The organism is Affinundibacterium seohonense (assembly GCF_014284305.1).
In the GTDB taxonomy this organism is placed as follows: Bacteria; Pseudomonadota; Gammaproteobacteria; order Burkholderiales; family Burkholderiaceae_D; genus Undibacterium; species Undibacterium seohonense.
Window position 1 is genome coordinate 26,319 of the sequence record NZ_JACOFW010000025.1, and the last position, 17,710, is coordinate 44,028.

At 45.3% G+C, this 17,710-nt stretch carries 18 protein-coding genes; 8 read left to right on the forward strand and 10 right to left on the reverse strand.

The annotated features are described in order from the left end of the window. Window positions 1-217: 217 nt before the first annotated feature. Window positions 218-481 carry a 30S ribosomal protein S20 gene (gene rpsT, locus H8K52_RS17315; RefSeq protein WP_186890178.1) on the forward strand — a complete coding sequence of 88 codons (264 nt, stop codon included), beginning with the start codon at window positions 218-220 and terminating at the stop codon, window positions 479-481. 162 nt (window positions 482-643) lie between these two features. Here rpsT and H8K52_RS17320 read toward each other — a convergent pair whose 3' ends face one another. Next, the gene (locus tag H8K52_RS17320; protein ID WP_186924166.1) at window positions 644-1,102 is read right to left on the reverse strand and encodes a DUF192 domain-containing protein; all 459 of its coding nucleotides are present in this window, start codon (window positions 1,100-1,102) and stop codon (window positions 644-646) included. Between the two features lie 82 nt (window positions 1,103-1,184). Beyond that, entirely contained in the window at window positions 1,185-1,730 is a 546-nt protein-coding gene (locus tag H8K52_RS17325; protein WP_186924167.1) for a pseudouridine synthase, read from the reverse strand. Window positions 1,731-1,995: 265 nt separating this feature from the next. Here H8K52_RS17325 and icd point away from each other — a divergent pair, with 265 nt between their 5' ends. Beyond that, complete coding sequence (gene icd, locus H8K52_RS17330) at window positions 1,996-3,249, forward strand: NADP-dependent isocitrate dehydrogenase (protein ID WP_186924168.1); 1,254 nt, start codon at window positions 1,996-1,998, stop codon at window positions 3,247-3,249. A gap of 202 nt (window positions 3,250-3,451) precedes the next feature. Here icd and H8K52_RS17335 read toward each other — a convergent pair whose 3' ends face one another. After that, window positions 3,452-4,753 (reverse strand): MFS transporter, encoded by a 1,302-nt coding sequence (locus tag H8K52_RS17335; protein ID WP_186924169.1) that lies wholly within the window; start codon window positions 4,751-4,753, stop codon window positions 3,452-3,454. 526 nt (window positions 4,754-5,279) lie between these two features. Here H8K52_RS17335 and H8K52_RS17340 point away from each other — a divergent pair. The 3 genes from H8K52_RS17340 to H8K52_RS17350 all read left to right on the forward strand — a co-directional run bounded on the left by H8K52_RS17340 (window position 5,280) and on the right by H8K52_RS17350 (window position 8,572). Then, entirely contained in the window at window positions 5,280-6,365 is a 1,086-nt protein-coding gene (locus H8K52_RS17340) for an acyltransferase family protein (protein WP_186924170.1), read from the forward strand. 189 nt (window positions 6,366-6,554) lie between these two features. After that, window positions 6,555-7,691 carry an HD-GYP domain-containing protein gene (locus H8K52_RS17345; protein ID WP_186924171.1) on the forward strand — a complete coding sequence of 379 codons (1,137 nt, stop codon included), beginning with the start codon at window positions 6,555-6,557 and terminating at the stop codon, window positions 7,689-7,691. Between the two features lie 56 nt (window positions 7,692-7,747). Beyond that, window positions 7,748-8,572: a response regulator gene (locus H8K52_RS17350; protein WP_222613821.1), complete on the forward strand. Its 825-nt coding sequence runs from the start codon at window positions 7,748-7,750 to the stop codon at window positions 8,570-8,572. A 46-nt stretch (window positions 8,573-8,618) separates the two neighbouring features. On the opposite strand, the gene H8K52_RS17355 is transcribed toward H8K52_RS17350, so the two are convergent. The 7 genes from H8K52_RS17355 to H8K52_RS17385 form a co-directional block, all read right to left on the reverse strand. Beyond that, window positions 8,619-10,109, reverse strand: coding sequence for a DUF3426 domain-containing protein (locus tag H8K52_RS17355; protein WP_186924173.1), 1,491 nt, complete (start codon window positions 10,107-10,109; stop codon window positions 8,619-8,621). Between the two features lie 23 nt (window positions 10,110-10,132). Then, on the reverse strand, window positions 10,133-11,053 hold the full coding sequence (prmA, locus tag H8K52_RS17360) for a 50S ribosomal protein L11 methyltransferase (RefSeq protein WP_186924174.1): 921 nt from the start codon (window positions 11,051-11,053) through the stop codon (window positions 10,133-10,135). Between the two features lie 131 nt (window positions 11,054-11,184). Beyond that, window positions 11,185-12,552, reverse strand: a complete 1,368-nt coding sequence (gene accC / locus H8K52_RS17365) for an acetyl-CoA carboxylase biotin carboxylase subunit (protein WP_186924175.1) — start codon at window positions 12,550-12,552, stop codon at window positions 11,185-11,187. A 128-nt stretch (window positions 12,553-12,680) separates the two neighbouring features. Further along, a complete protein-coding gene (gene accB / locus H8K52_RS17370; protein WP_186924176.1) occupies window positions 12,681-13,154 on the reverse strand; it encodes an acetyl-CoA carboxylase biotin carboxyl carrier protein in 474 nt (157 codons plus the stop codon). 122 nt (window positions 13,155-13,276) lie between these two features. After that, a complete protein-coding gene (aroQ, locus tag H8K52_RS17375) occupies window positions 13,277-13,714 on the reverse strand; it encodes a type II 3-dehydroquinate dehydratase (protein ID WP_186924177.1) in 438 nt (145 codons plus the stop codon). Between the two features lie 80 nt (window positions 13,715-13,794). Then, a complete protein-coding gene (locus H8K52_RS17380) occupies window positions 13,795-14,331 on the reverse strand; it encodes a TlpA family protein disulfide reductase (protein ID WP_186924178.1) in 537 nt (178 codons plus the stop codon). A gap of 27 nt (window positions 14,332-14,358) precedes the next feature. Next, window positions 14,359-14,952, reverse strand: coding sequence for a hypothetical protein (locus H8K52_RS17385; protein ID WP_186924179.1), 594 nt, complete (start codon window positions 14,950-14,952; stop codon window positions 14,359-14,361). Window positions 14,953-15,105: 153 nt separating this feature from the next. Between H8K52_RS17385 and mpl the strand changes: the two genes are divergently transcribed. Genes mpl through H8K52_RS17400 form a run of 3 tightly spaced genes read left to right on the forward strand, consistent with a single transcriptional unit; the run spans window position 15,106 to window position 17,687 of the window. Continuing rightward, window positions 15,106-16,530, forward strand: coding sequence for a UDP-N-acetylmuramate:L-alanyl-gamma-D-glutamyl-meso-diaminopimelate ligase (mpl, locus tag H8K52_RS17390; RefSeq protein WP_186924180.1), 1,425 nt, complete (start codon window positions 15,106-15,108; stop codon window positions 16,528-16,530). 16 nt (window positions 16,531-16,546) lie between these two features. Next, complete coding sequence (locus H8K52_RS17395; protein WP_186924181.1) at window positions 16,547-17,116, forward strand: YqiA/YcfP family alpha/beta fold hydrolase; 570 nt, start codon at window positions 16,547-16,549, stop codon at window positions 17,114-17,116. Continuing rightward, window positions 17,106-17,687: a chorismate--pyruvate lyase family protein gene (locus tag H8K52_RS17400; RefSeq protein ID WP_186924182.1), complete on the forward strand. Its 582-nt coding sequence runs from the start codon at window positions 17,106-17,108 to the stop codon at window positions 17,685-17,687. Before H8K52_RS17395 ends, H8K52_RS17400 begins: the two co-directional genes overlap by 11 nt. The last annotated feature ends 23 nt before the right edge of the window (window positions 17,688-17,710 follow it).

The window sequence follows — 17,710 nt, forward strand, 5'->3', positions numbered from 1 at the left end:
TGTAATGCTTGGGATAATCTCGTGAGTTGGTAGTAAGTTTCGGTTTATTATTGATTTTGCAGTCTTATGGCGCTTGGAATCAATAAAAGCGAGAAGCGGCTTGCGCATGGTTTTAAAACCAGTTATACTGCAAAGCTGTACAGAATTTTGCGGCGCGGCCATGTAGGTAGGAACTTACATCTTGAACCCGTCGCGTTGACCACGTTTAGGAAATCTCATGGCAAATACCGCACAAGCACGTAAACGTGCTCGTCAAGCAGTTAAACAAAATGCACACAACTCTAGTCAGCGTTCGACTTTGCGTACAGCGATTAAAGCTGTTCGTAAGGCAATCGAAGCTGGTGATAAAGCTGCTGCTGCAGTGATCTTTCAGAACTCTGTTTCTACGATCGATCGTATTGCTGACAAAAAAATCATCCACAAAAACAAAGCAGCTCGTCATAAGAGCCGTTTAGCTTCTGCATTGAAAGCATTGGCTTAATTGTTTTTGCCTTGCGCCGACATCGTTAGTGCAATTGTAGTAAATAAGTTGACTGCCTTGTAGTCAACTTACGACATAAAAAACCGCAATTTTTATTGCGGTTTTTGTCTTTTCTGCTGCGTTGGAATTTGCTTTGATAAACAAGAATACGTGTGTTTTTGCTTATTGAGCATTTGTTGCCAACGGAAGCCCATCTACTTTTTGTCCGGCCATAATTTGACGCTGGTTGTACCAACCTGCGTTCATTTCTAAGGCATATCGCGCTTTGCTTTTTGCGCAGGTGGTTTGTTCGCTATTGGCTCGCATTTCTTCAATGTTGATGATTTTGCCATGCTCATCGATAAACGCAATCGATAGTGGAATTAAGGTATTTTTCATCCACATGCAATAGTGATCCGCTTGTGTGAACTGGAACATCATTCCTTGATTTTCAGCAAGCGATTCGCGGAACATTAGACCACGTTGGCGTTCTTCCGCGGTGCGTGCAAGTTCTGCGTCGATTGCATAGGTGCCAATTTTGAATTGTTGCCGTTCTAAAGTTGACTCTGCCGCTAACGCTTCACGAGCGCAGACTATTGAGCAAAATAAAAGTAGCAAGTTGTTGTAAGGGATCTTCAGCATGGATAGTTTTGACGTATGGTAAAAATGGCTTGTAGTCTGACTATCCTCATAAAAAATCGTTCAATTTAATTGTGATCGGGTTTTAGCCAACGATATCTATTGCTTCACCTGGCAATAACGGATGGCTGGCAAGGCTATATTCCCCGATGCCACTGCGAATCAAGCGCAATGTTGGTAAGCCAACAGCGGCTGTCATGCGTCGAACTTGGCGATTTTTTCCTTCGGATAAAATAATGCAGAGCCAGCTAGTTGGGATGTTTGCCCGCTCACGAATAGGTGGATTGCGTGGCCAAATCCATTCTGGTTCAGCGATTCGCACAGCCTTGCAAGGAAGCGTGGTGAAATCACCGAGGTCGAGTGGTTGTGTAAGACGAATAATTTGTTCAGGTGTCGCATTACCTTCGACTTGCACTAGATAGGTTTTAGCTTCTTTCCAATCAGGGTGACTGATCTTATGCTGTAGTTTTCCGTCATCCGTCAGTAACACCAAACCTTCGCTGTCAGCATCAAGTCGACCCGCTGGATAAACATTCGGCGTTTTAATGTAATTTGCTAAAGTTGCGCGAGTCGGATGTGATGAAAATTGACACATCACGTCGAAGGGCTTGTTAAATAAGATAAGTTTCATTGATCTAATCGGTAATTCGGTAAAAATGCACGCTAAAAGCGTTCGAAAAGTGGAATCGCGAGTGTCGCAAAATTATGGCATCAAGTAAAATAGTAGTGCATAATACGAAATGGTGGTCTTCTGTCTTATATAAGAGTTTGCGTTTTTAGTGTTGTTATAGCGCGAATTTTGTATCTGACATCGAGACATGTTAACAGTAAAGCGCGATTCTACATTTACCAATGCATAGTGTAGCGCTTGATCGCACGTATCCACGGAGAAAACGATGTATCAACATATTAAAGTGCCTGCAGAAGGTCAAAAAATTACCGTCAATGCAGACTTCTCATTGAACGTTCCTGAAAATCCAATTATCCCTTACATCGAAGGTGACGGTACTGGTGTTGATATCAGCCCAGTCATGATCAAGGTTGTTGATGCAGCGGTAGCAAAAGCGTACGGCGGCAAGCGCAAGATCAGCTGGATGGAAATCTACGCGGGTGAAAAATCCACTAAAGTGTATGGTCCAGACGTCTGGTTGCCAGAAGAGACTTTAGGCGCGTTGAAGGACTACGTTGTTTCGATCAAAGGTCCTTTGACAACGCCGGTTGGCGGCGGCATCCGTTCTTTGAACGTGGCTTTGCGTCAAGAGTTGGATCTGTACGTTTGCTTGCGTCCAGTGCGTTATTTCAAAGGCGTTCCTTCACCAGTACGTGAACCAGAAAAAACTGACATGGTCATCTTCCGTGAAAACTCAGAAGACATCTACGCTGGTATCGAATTCGCACAAGGCTCTGATCAAGTCAAAAAACTGATCAAGTTTTTGCAAGACGAAATGGGCGTGAAGAAAATCCGTTTCCCAGAAACTTCTGGTATCGGCGTAAAACCAGTGTCTATCGAAGGTACGGAGCGTTTGGTACGTAAAGCGATCCAATACGCAATCGACAATGACAAGCCATCCGTGACGATCGTTCACAAAGGTAACATCATGAAGTACACCGAAGGTGGCTTCCGTGATTGGGCATACGCATTGGCGCAAAAAGAATTCGGCGCAGAATTGATCGATGGCGGTCCATGGTGCAAATTCAAGAATCCAAAAACAGGTAAAGACATTATCGTTAAGGATTCCATCGCTGACGCGTTCTTGCAGCAAATCTTGTTGCGTCCAGCAGAATACAGCGTTATCGCGACATTGAACTTGAACGGCGATTACATCTCTGATGCATTGGCTGCGCAAGTTGGTGGTATCGGTATCGCTCCAGGTGCGAACTTGTCTAACTCTATCGCCATGTTTGAAGCAACTCACGGTACAGCGCCGAAGTATGCTGGTAAAGACTATGTGAACCCAGGTTCATTGATTCTCTCCGCAGAAATGATGTTGCGTCACATGGGTTGGTTGGAAGCGGCTGACTTGTTGATCTCTGCAACTGAGCGCGCGATCACAGCCAAGAAAGTGACTTATGACTTCGCCCGCTTGATGGAAGGCGCTACGCAAGTGTCTTGTTCTGGTTTTGGTGATGTAATGATCGAGAACATGTAATTTTAAGCGTCGTTAAATCCAATTCTAGGGTGTAGCTCGTTGTTGCACTTGCTCGCCATACTTAGGTATGGCTGCGCTTTGTGCCTAGATCTGCATCCCGATAATTGAATTTTCCGAAGCTTAAAACTTCTGATATGTTCCATTTAAAAAAAGCCGACTTCTGTCGGCTTTTTTGCTTTTGATGAGTGATTTTGATGTTAGCTTAGAGATCGCTTGCTGTTGTTGTTGTTGTTGTGGATTCTTCTTTCTGCTTCGGGACGATCCAAAGTGAAAGTATGAGTACCGGAATCGCTGAGATGATTACCCACAAAAAGAAATTTTTGTAGCCGAGAGCTGCTTGAATATCTCCGCTAAACGTGCGGAATAAAACCAAACCTAGCGCCATAAAACCAGTGCCAAAGGCATAGTGCGCTGTTTGATATTTGCCGACGGATAGAACCTGCATCATGTAAAGAATGAGGCCCACAAAGCCAAATCCAAAACCAAAATTTTCGATAAAGATAGCGCCGGTGATGATAGTTAAGTCACTGGGCATCGTACTTGAGAGGAAGTAGAAAGCTAGGTTCGGAAGATTCATGCCGATAATTAAGAAAACCATGCCCCTCCGTAAGCCCAACCATCCAGCAAAATAGCCGCCTATGATACTACCGACAATAAAAGCGATTGTGCCTGCAGCACCATAGGCCCAGCCTACTTGAGCGGTGGTTAAGCCAAGTCCACCTGCCGCACGTGAGTCTAGAAGAAATAATGGCGCAATCGTTGAAACTTGAGCTTCTCCGGCACGGAACAATAAAATAAATAATATGCTTAACCAAACGCCGGGCTTCTTGAAAAAATCAACGATGACTTCAAGCAAAGTTGCGAATCCTTCTTTGATTGATGTCGGTGCCGAGTTTGTTTTTGGATTCGCAGGTAATGCCCAAAGATGATAGAGAGCGATGAGAATCAAGCCAACGCTCATGATGGCAAAAATGATTGACCATGCTTGCTCGGGGGGGAGTTTCATTTTTGTTTGAAGATCTCCAGCAAGAACGACGAGACCTCCTGAAATGACGAACTTTGAAGCATTATAAAAAGCACCTTGCCACCCGGCAAATGCAGTTTGTTGTTTGGTTGAAAGGCTAGCGATGTAGAGGCCATCGGCCGCAATATCGTGGGTAGCCGAAGCGATGGCGACAACGCCGAGTAAGGCTACTGTCACCGCAATGGTGTTCGGAACTTGTAAGGTCAATGCAATTAGTCCTAGTGCAACGCCACCAACAATTTGAAACAGCACTACGAAGAATCGCTTATTGCTAGATGTCTCTAGCAATGGGCTCCAAAGTGGCTTGAATGCCCACGCCAGCACCAAAGTGCCGGTCCAGTGTCCTATCTGTTCATTCGAAATTCCCATGCTTTTCAACATGACGCCAGCGACTATCAGTACTACCCACAAAGGAAGCCCCTCGGCGAAATATAAAGTGGGCACCCAAGTCAGTGGGTGGCGGGCTTTGCTATCGTTCATGTAAGAAATCTCCGGTTGAATTTGCTGTACGACATCGATGTCAAATACTGTCGATGAAATTTAGGACTTGTCTGTAAATAGTTGGAAAAGGTGGATCAATGATGGCAAGTGGATTTGCTGACTTCCCGCCAGCATCGATTTATCGTTTTGACTCCAGTTTCGGCGTGACAAATTTCGAATAGCTAGCAACATACTAGGCTCGCATGTCGAGGTCAACTGGTTTTACAAAATTAATGCCACTTAAGTACCAATATACAACTATACTTTAGTCAGCTATTATTTTAAATACGAAATTTCGCTGTGCTTTTGATTGCCTTGCTTGTTGAAAAACGCTTTCGGTCGATGCTGATTGTGGTTCGAAATTTCCCTAGTTGTTGATGATTTTTAGGAATATAGCGCAACTGGTATTGGTAGGGATTTCATTTATTTGATCGTAGGTGATCGGTTTGGGAATGCAGAATAGGGCTTTTGGCCCAGCGGTACTGAAGAGAGGTAAGTATGATTTTTTTGATGAATTGGAATTGACATGAGTTTGAGTAAGCAAGCAAGTCCACGATTTTTATCGATTGATGCATTGCGCGGCTTAGCCGTTGCAGCAATGTTGTTGGTGAATAATGCCGGTGACTGGAATCATGTGTATTGGTGGCTAGAGCACGCGACTTGGCATGGTACAACGCCGGCCGATTTCATTTTCCCAGTCTTTTTAGTGATTGTCGGTGTGTCTTTACATTTGGCGATGACACCAAAATTGGAACGAGGTGTGCCTGCGAACGACATGGTGGTAAGTATTGTGTGGCGTGCCAGTAAAATTTTTGCGCTTGGGATTGCATTGCATTTAATTGCAATGGTATTAATCCCAGGGCGTGAATTTCGATTGCTTGGTGTGCTGCAAAGGATAGGAATATGTTTCTTACTGGCTGGTATGGTCATGATCTACATTCGATCCTTACGGCTGCAATGGATGCTTATCATTGGCCTACTTTTAGGGTATTGGGCCTTGTTGGCCTTTGCTGGCTCTTACTCACCGCACGCGAATTTGGCAGATCAAATTGACACCAGAATTTTGGGGCAACTTGCCTATAGTTTTGATCCAAAAACTGGGCTCGCACAAGAACCAGAGGGTATTCTTAGCACATTACCCGCCGTAGTTTCTGTCCTCTTGGGTCTGCAGGCTGGCGCAATGTTGAGACAGGCTAAACCGCAAAGGTTGTGGCAGATTGGCGTACCCATGATTCTCTTGGCATTAATATGGGCCACTGCCTTGCCCTTAAATAAGAATATGTGGACGTCTTCTTTTGTTCTCTGGACGGCTGGTTTCGCATTTTTGTTGATTTGGTTGATGCATCAATTGATTGATATCGCCAAATTCCCTGCATTTGGTTTGAGCTTTGGTGTCAATGCTATCGCCGCATACGCTGGTTCTTGGGTTGCGACTTGCCTGTTGGCCGCCACTGGTTTGATGGATGTCTTTTATGCAAATTACTTTACTAAATTCTTGAGCCCAATTTTTGGTGCCTATATGAGTTCTCTTTTGTTTGCTTTGATGTTTACTGGAATCTTTGCAAGCTTGATGCTGATTTTGCGCGTTCGTGGATGGCGTTTTTCAATTTAGAATCGAAACGTAGATAGTCTTGGCGGGGAGAGGAACGTCGCGTTGATATGTTTGAAAGTGTTGTGAAGATTGATCTTGGACTTGAATAAAAGCAGGCATCTTAGTCATACTCTGCTAGGATAATAGTAAGTGCCAATGCCTTAGCCCGATCGGCACACGCGTCGTTCACCTATATCTCTGGGGTAAGACATGTCGAATAAACGCATTTCGATGTCAGATATTGCGCTGGGACAGCCATTGCAATGGGATATCTTTGGCGTTGATGGTAATTTATTGCTCCGGCGGGGCTTTGTTGTGAATAACAGCCATCAGGTTGAAGCTCTCATCGCACGTGGGTTGTTTGTTGATGGCGAAGTCCTTGACCAGATTTCTCGTGACAAAAAAATTCCCAAGAACGTAGAGCATCCTTCAGTCCTCAGAATAATTTCTCAAGTTCGTAATGATTTACGTACCTTATGCTACAACATTGTGAGCGAAGAAAGTGCAAGAGAAAAAATCTTAGTACTCGCGAAATTACTCTTTGTCGCGACGCAACTCGATACCGACGTTGCTTTGGGTTGCATCCTATTGCACCAAGAAGGCAATTATTCTGCGCGACATTGTGTGGATAGCGCTGTGGTGTCGATTGTCGTTGGTAAAGCTTTGAAGAAAAGTGAAGAAGAACTGATTTATTTGGCCGCCGCATGTTTGACAATGAACTTGAGTATGCTCAGGCAACAGGAGCGATTGCAAGAAAAAAGCGGCAGTTTGAGTGCTGAAGATCAAGAACTTATTTTTCGTCATCCTCAAGAGAGTGTGCAGCAGTTGATGGCGGCAGGTATTTGTGATGAAGGTTGGCTGTCTTGGATTTTGCATCATCACGAAAATGAAGATGGCAGCGGTTATCCGTGCAAAAAGCGCAGTGCAGAAATACCCCAGAATGCCAAGATCATGTCCATCGCAGATCGTTATTGTGCCCGCGTTTGTGCTCGCAGTTATCGCAAATCGATGTTGCCCAATGCCGCTTTACGCGATATTTTAATCGGAGGTAAAACGACAGTGGATTTGATGCTGGTGACGCTGTTTATCAGAGAATTGGGGACGTATCCAATTGGTACCTTTGTCAAGTTGGAGGATGGTGAGATTGGCGTAGTGACGAGCAAAGGAGGGACTACCACAACACCCTACGTGCATAGTTTGATTGGTCCTCGTGGCGCCCCATTATCTATGCCAATTAAACGCGATACCCAAAAAACTTTGCATTCGATTCGTGAAGTATTGCACCGTGATCAGGTTTTAGTTCGTTTCACCATGCGACATTTGTGGGGCGAGATCGCGGCACAATAAGTTTATTGAGTACTATTCAAATCCGCACAATTTTATTCAGAGCAGATAATCAAATGATGCAAAATAATTTTGAAAATAATGCAGAGACTGACAGTGATGGTGGTGCCGCAACGCAAGGAAGATACTTTGATCTTGTGTACATCTTCTCTGCAGATCCACAGTACGCACAAGACGTCGCAAATGCGTTGAGTGTCTACAATCATGAAGTGCTAGGGTTTTCTGATTTGGATGAATTGCGTTCAGCGATTTTGGTGCGGGCACCAGCAGCGTTGGTATTGGATGTTGATTCCGATAGTGGGAAAGTTGTAAAAGAGTCGATGGCGTTAAGAGTCATTACGAGTTTTCCAGTGATCTATATTTCTTCCAATGATCAATTTGAAGATCGTCTTTTGGCTGTTCGTGAAGGGGCTGAAGGCTACTTCATCAAGCCGATCGACCCTCAAGCTTTGAGCGTCAGAATAGACGAGAAAATAGCGCAAAATACCGTCCGTTCTTATCGAATTTTGGTGGTAGACGACGACGAGTTTTTTTTGAGTTTTTTTGATGCTGTATTAAGCAGTGCTGGCATGCACGTTAAAGCATTAATGGATCCAACACAGATACTTGATGCGATCAAAACCTTTAAGCCAGAGCTCATTCTCACAGACTTGTACATGCCTCTGTGTAGCGGTATAGAAATGGCCAAAGTCATTCGCCAAAATAATCATTATTTGGATATTCCTATCGTATTCTTATCTTCTGAAACAGAAATGCAGAAGCAATTAGGTGCGCTCGAAACTGGTGCCGACGAATTTTTAACGAAGCCAATTGATCCGGAAAAGTTAATTTCTTCTATTTCGATACGCGCAGAGCGCTACCGTAATTTGCGCAAGAAAATTTAACCCAGGTAAAGATTTATGCAAAGTTAAGCTTCATACAGGCAAGGCGTTAAGGATAAAAAATCCCAACCGAATAGTTGGATGCCTTTATTGTATTCAGTTCAAAGTGCAATTTATGATCACTTTCACTGCGCGCAGGAATACCTTTGACCACTTCAGCACTATTGTTGAGGTATTCGATTGGCGGTATGAACTTGTGCAGGACGATTTTGCCGCGTGCATCTTTCAGAACCAATTCTGCAACTGGCCATTCTTGTGAGGTGGTACTCTTGTTTTGTATCTGAAACGACAGGGTATTTATTTTTAATTCATCGTGTAAAACCAATAGTTCGCTACCTGTGATTTCCAGCATGCGACGTTCGGCAGGTAATTTGATCTGACAAGATAGTCGCTGGCAAGCTTGAACTAGATACGGTTTAACTCCTGGAAATTGAGCGGCGATTGCGGATCGAAAAAAGAAGGTGCTTTGTGCTAACGCGCCAATGATCAATAATACGCAGCCGACTGAGTAGCCTAAGGTTTGCCATTTGCCATAACGTCGTTTTTTCTCAGCAAGTAAGACAAAGCCAGGTGTGGCGACTTCAGGATCTTCCTCGAGTTCTACCTTGTTATCTGTGGTGCTTTCTAACAGTTCTTTATGACGTGATACTGTTGGTTTCTTAGTCAGCTGAACCGTCTCAGTCGCGTTGAATTCCTCAGAAGGCTGCGGGGATTCTAGTATAGATTCTTGATCAAAACTCGGCTCATCTTTCGACCACTCTTTGCTATCTTCATCAAGTATTGCTAATCGGTTTTCTATTTCTAATTGATGTAGCTGATCGGCCTGCTCAACTAAATCACGTTCTTCCTGAGTCAATTCAAATTCAATTTTGCTAGAAAGTCGTGTTTCGGCATTCGTTTTTGTAGCTTGTTCAAGGCCTAGTGTTGGCTCTATCGTTTCCAGATGTGTGGAAACCTGTTGAAGCATCGCGTCTTTTTGCATAGCTTCGTTATCACTGTCTGATTCATCAGGATCGAATTGTTCGACAAAATCAAAGTCACTTGATGTTGTTTGTGCAGGTGTGGTTGTTTCTGAATCGTCTTCTGGTAAAAACTCACTTGTGGTTTCAGATGTCAAGTCTGTATTGGTAGTGAGTGGGTTTTGCTCAGATTCGAGCAGCGCATCTTGTTCCTCATTCACAACGACTAGGGTTTCTTGAAGTGTGTTTGGCAGTTCTTGTGTTGGTGGCGTGTCTGACGGTTCTGGTGCTAAAGCCGCAGCAGTCGCGGTGCTTATGATGCTGAGATCCGGACTTCGCAAATCTGAATCGATGGATGGGGTGTGACCCGCTTCGCCAATTGTCTCAATTATTTGTTGTTCTTCTGGCACTTTGGTTATTGGCGCCTGACGAGGTGCTTCGCCAGGCGCTAATAGATGCTCGATTCCATTGAAGGTTTGTTTACAGGAGCCGCAACGCACTAAACCAGCATGCAGCTTGAGTTGGTCATTTGCGACCCGGAAGCTGGTGTAGCAGTGAGGACATTGGGTTGCGAGCGCCATGATGTAGTCTGGGTTGAGAATAATTAACTAGCTATCGCGTCAAGGCGGCCATGCAATGCTACCCAGCCTTCACGTTCTTGCCAGACACTTAATTGAATGAACGGCGCATACGCTGCTGCAACTTCTTCCGCCTGACGCGCTAACACGCCAGATAAAATCAACGCACCACCAGCGGCAACTCGTCCCGACAACATTGGTGCCATCAGTTTTAATGGGCTGGACAAGATATTGGCGACCACCACGTCGAACTGTTGTGAGGCTGGATATTTTTCGCCAAATTCTTCTGGCAAAGAAAACTCAATGTCACATTGATTGCGTTCTGCATTGAAATTGGCTGACTCGATTGCTTGCGGGTCGATATCGACACCGATGACTTTATCTGCTTGTAATTTCTTTGCGACCATTGCCAAAATGCCTGAGCCGCAGCCGTAATCGAGTACGGATAAGTTTTGTGGTGCGTGTGCTTCCAGCCATTCCATACATAAACGTGTCGTTGGGTGGCTTCCCGTCCCAAATGCGAGGCCAGGGTCCAATTCCAGCACTAAGGCGCTAGGATCTGGTACTTCATGCCAGCTAGGCACTACCCAGATGTTTTTGCCGATATGAATGGGCTCGAATTGGGATTGGGTTAAACGAACCCAGTCTTGTTCTTCGACATTACGAGTGGTAAAGGCGGGTACTTCCGCAAGCTTTATTGAGGCTGCTGCAGCTGCGACTAATGCAGCATGATCAATATCGGTATCGGCAAGTGCGACCACACGGCTGCGCTCCCACGCGCGTTCGGTGATTTCCATACCTGGCTCACCGAACAAAGGTTTTTCAGCATCGGTACCTTCGTCCGCATCTTCGACGGAAACCGATAAAGCACCCGCATCCATTAACGCATCGGATAGATTTTCCGCATGATCGCGTGCAACTTCAATGATGATTTCTACCCAGGCCATAATGTGCTCTCAAATTCAAAAAACATGTTCGTGCGCGACAAAGTGGCGACGATTTAAATCAAAAAACGCGATTGAATATAGTATCTCAATCGCGTCGTGGAAACTACCTGACTAGCTATGCACTACAAAGTTTATTTTGCTTTCTTTGATAGCACAGGCATATCTGCTAATTTATGTTCAAGGTAGTGAATATTCGTACCGCCTTCGATAAAGCGTGCATCGACCATTAATTCGCGATGCAATGGAATATTAGTTTGTATTCCTTCCACTACCATTTCAGACAAAGCAATTTGCATACGACGAATCGCTTGTTCACGCGTTGCGCCGTAAGAGATAACTTTACCAATCATCGAATCATAATTTGGCGGCACGAAGTAACCAGCATAAGCGTGTGAATCTACGCGAATACCAGGTCCGCCAGGTGTGTGCCAAGTTACGATACGACCTGGCGATGGCGTGAACTTAAACGGATCTTCGGCATTGATACGACATTCGATAGAGTGACCACGCAATTCGATATCGGATTGTTTGAAGCGTAGTTTGTCGCCGAAGGCGATGTGAATTTGCTCTTGTACAATATCCACGCCAGTAATCATCTCAGTTACTGGATGTTCAACCTGGACGCGGGTGTTCATTTCGATGAAGTAAAATTCACCATTTTCATACAAGAACTCAAACGTACCAGCGCCACGGTAGCCGATCTTACGGCAAGCTTCGGCACAACGGTTGCCGATTTTCTCGATCGTTTTGCGTGGAATGCCAGGGGCAGGTGCTTCTTCGATGACTTTTTGATGGCGGCGTTGCATAGAACAATCGCGCTCACCTAACCAAACTGCATTGCCGTGTTGGTCCGCTAAAATTTGAATTTCCACGTGACGTGGATTTTCCAAAAATTTTTCCATGTAGACTTCAGGATTGCCAAATGCAGCACCCGCTTCAGTCTTGGTCATCGTTACCGCATTCAATAGCGCTGCTTCGGTATGAACCACGCGCATACCACGACCACCACCGCCACCAGCTGCCTTAATAATGACAGGGTAACCAACTTTTCGTGCGGTTTGCACGATGACTTTTGGGTCATCTGGCAAGGCACCTTCAGAGCCTGGTACGCAAGGTACGCCCGCTTCGATCATGGCATGTTTAGCTGAAACTTTATCACCCATTAAGCGGATAGATTCAGCACGTGGGCCAATAAACACGAAACCAGATTGTTCAACACGCTCGGCAAAATCAGCGTTTTCGGATAAAAAGCCATAACCCGGATGAATCGCTTGCGCATCAGTCACTTCTGCAGCACTGATAATCGCAGGCATACTTAAGTAACTGAGGTTGGATGGTGCAGGGCCGATACAAACAGACTCATCGGCTAACTTGACGTATTTGGCTTCGCGATCAGCTTCAGAATGAACGACCACAGTCTTGATACCCATTTCGCGACAGGCGCGCTGGATACGGAGGGCAATTTCGCCACGATTGGCGATCAGGATTTTTTCAAACATAATATATTTTGCTTTGGCAGAGGTTGCAGCCCGGGAGCTTAGGAGCAGTCAATGTTGATTTCGCCAGAAATCCTAGTAATGTAGTAGCTGGCGAAGCAAACAGCATCATCAAGCTGCGCGAGCAGATATTAACCAATGATAAACAGTGGTTGACCAAATTCAACAGGTTGGCCATTCTCGACCAGAATTTGTTTGATGCTGCCAGTGAAGTCACTTTCGATTTCATTCAATAATTTCATCGCTTCGATGATGCACAAAGTTTCGCCTGCGCTGACGTTTTTGCCAATATCGACAAACGGAGCGGAGCCCGGTGAGGCAGCGCGGTAAAAAGTACCAACCATCGGTGATTTAACCACGTGACCTTCGATTGCGGCAGGTGCAGCTGGTGCCACAGGTGCGGCAGCTGCTGCTGGTGCAGCCGGTGCTGGCATTCCTTGTTGCATCATGCCTTGCATTTGTGGTTGCATCATGACCATTTGGCTTTGTTGCACTGGTGCAGATTTCACGATACGAACTTTACCTTCGCCTTCGGTGACTTCTAATTCTGAAATGTCAGATTCAGCAACGAGATCGATGAGGGTCTTGAGTTTTCTTAAATCCATGTGAAATCTCCTAAAAGTGGTGCATCTGAGCGTACTTTTGGTCGCTTAAATGCTGTTGTTGGAATAGACGCAATTCATGTTTGTGTGATGAATGTATGTTAATTGCGTGAAGATGCGAGAATTTAAAGGTTTTTTAATGCAAAGTCAATCGCAAAGCGATATCCATCCGTGCCTAGGCCACAGATAATACCTTTTGCTATATCGGAAAGATAAGAATGATGTCGAAATGCTTCTCTTTGGTGAATATTGGAGATATGCACTTCAACAAATGGAATAGCGACTCCCGCCAAAGCATCTCGTAAAGCAACGCTGGTATGTGTGTAGCCGCCCGGATTGATTACAATTGCATCGATTTTTTCCGTGCGTGCTGCGTGAATTCGATCAATCAAAGCGCCTTCGTGATTACTTTGAAAGCACAGAAACTCACCGTTTGCTGCCTTTACTTGTTGCTCTACTGCATTTTCTATGTCACTAAGTGTTTGTTTTCCATACACTTCTGGTTCGCGAGTGCCTAATAAATTCAGGTTGGGACCATTGATGAGCAAGATCTTGCGTGCCATAGAATTTGATGAGTTTGCCGAAGTTGCAGGCATTTTGCCGTCAATTGCTCCTAATTGGCAAGCAAAAATCCAGTATCTTTTTATTTTTTTGTATTCAGTCTTTGAATATCTGCTCGTAATTCAGGCATTTTCAATCGCCCTGTATAGGCCTTCAAAACCTTTCCTTCGGGTGAGATCAAGACTGTAAATGGGAGTCCGCCCGCTTTGTTGCCCATCGCTTGTGACAAGCTTGTGCCATCCATTCCTGCCGCAAAAACAGGATAGCTAATTTGATACTTTTTTGTGAAATCGGCAATGTTGCTGGGTGTGTCGATGCCTAGTCCAAGTAATTGTACGTTTTTACTCACTAAATCTTTTTGTAATTCGACTAACTCTGGCATTTCTTCTACGCAAGGTTTGCACCAAGTCGCCCAGAAATTCACCACCAGAAACTTTCCTTGCCATTGTTTTATGGCTTGTGGTTTCGCGCTAGCATCATTGAGCGTGAGTCCGAACAATTGTTGAGCTGCACTATCGGTCGCTGGTGCTGGTTCGAATTTCTTGGCACCTAAAGTCGCGCCCAAGCCAGTAAAAATTAAGCCAATGAAGATAGCAGAAATGGTAAAGCGTTTATTCATGATGTGGTTTCGGTCTCTGTTAATGTTTTATTGTTGATCAATTAATGTTTGCAAGTTGGCTAAACTGCCGCGTTCATTTTTATCTGTGTGACGAAGGTCATCGATGTCATGCACTAATAAATGAACGCCTTCATTTTTATAGAGGAAACTCAAAGTCTCCAACGCTTCGCCACGTTTGCCCTGATGTTCTGAGACTTCGTAATCAATCCCCAAATTCAGTAAAAAGATAGCAACATCTTTGCTATTGTCCGTGTAAAGATGTAGGTGGATGTCTGAATGTTCGCCTGCGGTGCCATTGAAAACTGCACCAATCACATAGGGGTTGAATTGAGCCAGTTCTTGCATCAATAATGCAGCTAGTTGTCGCAAATGCAATAGTCGTGCTGGTTGACTGTCGGCGAAGAACAAGGCTTGATACTCACGCACTTGCTGTTCGATCTGTGCATTGTCGGGCAAGATATTGCCGTTTAATTTCTGATTGCCAAGCAGCTGTTTGACGGCACGGCGCTTGGCCGTGCCATATTCCGCACCTTCTTCAGCGATAAACTTCGCCGCCAGTGAGGCGATCTCATCGCGTATTTGGGCAACTGAGTCGCCATCATTGAAAATAAAATTCGTCATTTGCGCATCATATCGCATTCGGTTTAGTCCTGTCTGTCAGGCAGCTCAGGTAGAATTGCGGCAATTGAAAAAAATTGGTCAAATTGAATCGGATGAGCAGGTGCGCACTTGCCGCGTTCTTGATCATGCATCTTGGAAAGTTGGCATTGTTTTATGCATATTCATATTTTAGGTATTTGCGGTACCTTCATGGGCGGACTGGCAGTATTAGCTAAACAAGCTGGACATCGTGTTACGGGGTGTGACGCGAACGTGTATCCGCCGATGAGCACGCAGCTAGAATCCCAAGGTATACAGCTGATCGAGGGATTTGATCCAGCGCAGCTTGATTTGCAACCTGATTTATTTGTGATCGGTAACGTGGTGTCCCGCGGTAATCCTTTGATGGAAGCCATTCTGAATCGTGGCTTGCCTTATGTTTCAGGTCCGCAGTGGATCGGTGAGCAACTCTTGCGCGACAAATGGGTGTTGGCAGTGGCGGGTACGCACGGCAAGACGACGACCTCATCGATGCTAGCTTGGATTCTCGAATATGCGGGTTATGCACCGGGTTTCTTGATCGGTGGCGTGCCGTTAAATTTTGGCATCTCCGCGCGTTTGTCTGGTGATACCGTTGAGGGCGCTGGTAATACATCGGATTTCTTTGTGATCGAAGCCGATGAATACGATACGGCCTTCTTCGATAAGCGCAGTAAATTTGTGCACTACCACGCAAAAACAGCGATTTTAAATAACCTGGAATACGATCATGCGGATATTTTTCCAGATGTCGCGGCGATAGAAACACAGTTCCATCATTTGGTTCGTACTGTACCCAGCATTGGTCGCTTGGTCGTGAATGCGAAAGAACAAACTTTAGAACGCGTAATTCAACGCGGCTGCTGGAGTGAAAAAGAATTTTTTACTGATGTTGCCTCAGATGCGAATGCGGAATGGTCATTAAAGCTAGGCGAATCAGAGGATTTTGAAGTGTATTTCAAATCCGAGTTACAAGGGACAGTGCGTTGGAATCTCAATGGTGCACATAATCGCTTAAACGCTTTAGCGGCGATCGCTGCGGCACGTCATGTCGGCGTTGCACCAGCGACTGCTATTGCTGCTTTGTCTGAATTCATTAATGTGAAGCGTCGCATGGAAGTGCGTGGCGAAATCGCTGGTATTCAAGTGATTGATGATTTTGCACATCATCCGACGGCAATTGCAACGACGGTTCAAGGACTGCGTCGCAAAGTTGGTTCTGCACGTATCTTGGCTGTGTTGGAACCGCGTTCGAATACCATGAAAATGGGGGCGATTAAGCAAGCTTTGCCCTTAAGCTTAGAGGACGCAGATTTGGTTTATGTGTACGGCGCACAGAGTGGTAAAGATGCGATTCATTGGGACTTGGGTGAGACCTTTTCCTCATTGGGCAGTAAAGTCAAAGCACATCATCAATTGGATGCCCTTGTCAGCGACATCGTCAGCGAGACGCAGGAGGGTGACTCGATTCTAGTGATGAGTAATGGAGGTTTCGGTGGTGTGCATCAGTTGTTGCTCGATGCCTTGGCGCAGAAATTTCAGACTCAGAAGCCAGAATAAGCTGATAGACATCAAGATGATTTTGTATTTACACGGATTTCGCTCTTCTCCTAGCTCGTTTAAAGCGCGCTTGTTAGCACAGCATTTTGCTGCGATTGGGCGTGCGGATGAGTTTATATGTCCGCAATTACCAGCTTCTCCGGCCCATGCGATAGCCTTAGCACAGCAATTGATTGATCAATATCGCGGAGATCGTTTGGTCTTGATTGGATCTTCCTTAGGTGGCTATTACGCGACTTATCTGGCTGAGAAAAATCATTGCAAGGCAGTTTTGGTCAACCCAGCCGTAAAGCCCCCAAGAGATTTGGAAAAATATGTCGGAGTGACGACCGCATTTCATAGCGACGAGCCGTTTGAATTTAAACATGCCTATGTCGATGAGTTGAAGCAATTTGTGGTCGACAGAATTTCGCAGCCAGAACGCTATTTCTTGATCGCAGCAACTGGGGATGAAGTATTGGATTGGCGTGAAATGGTCGCGCATTATCCAATGGCGAGACAATTGGTTATTCAAGGTAGTGATCATGGTGTTAGTGAGTTCGCTGATTACCTTGAGACCGTGATGGCGTTTTGTGATGCTGAGTAAAACCTATGTGACAAGACCAGCGTTTGCCCGTTGGCAGCGCCATATCAATGCGGTACAGGCTTCGCCCGTGATGGTTGATTGGTTAACGAATAGAGCATCGCTCACGGCACGTTTGATTGCGCATAGCAGTCAGTTTCGGGTGCAGCGTCTGTATCAGGGGCGGGCAATGTGCTTGCATGATGAATACGCTGAAATTGGATTGCTCAAGCGTCAGCAAGTTGTAGAGCGCGAAGTCTTGTTGCGTTGCGATGAAGAGGTTGTTGTGTACGCGCACACGATTTTGCCTTTGTTCGCGAATGCGCACGATTGGCCTGCTTTTGCTAGTTTAGGGAATCGATCATTGGGGACGACTCTGTTTAATGATCCCTTGGTAAAGCGGGGTGAATTACATTATGCGCGATTAGGTGCATCACATCCATTGATGCGGCGAATTGCAGGTTTACATTTGTTGCCAGTGGCCTCGGAAAGTTTGTTGGCACGGCGCTCAGTATTTATCAGACACGGCGCAAAATTATTGGTGACAGAAGTGTTTCTGCCATCAATTACGCAGTTGCGGCGAAAGCCAGTCTGAAGACCCGCAAACTATCTAAAAAA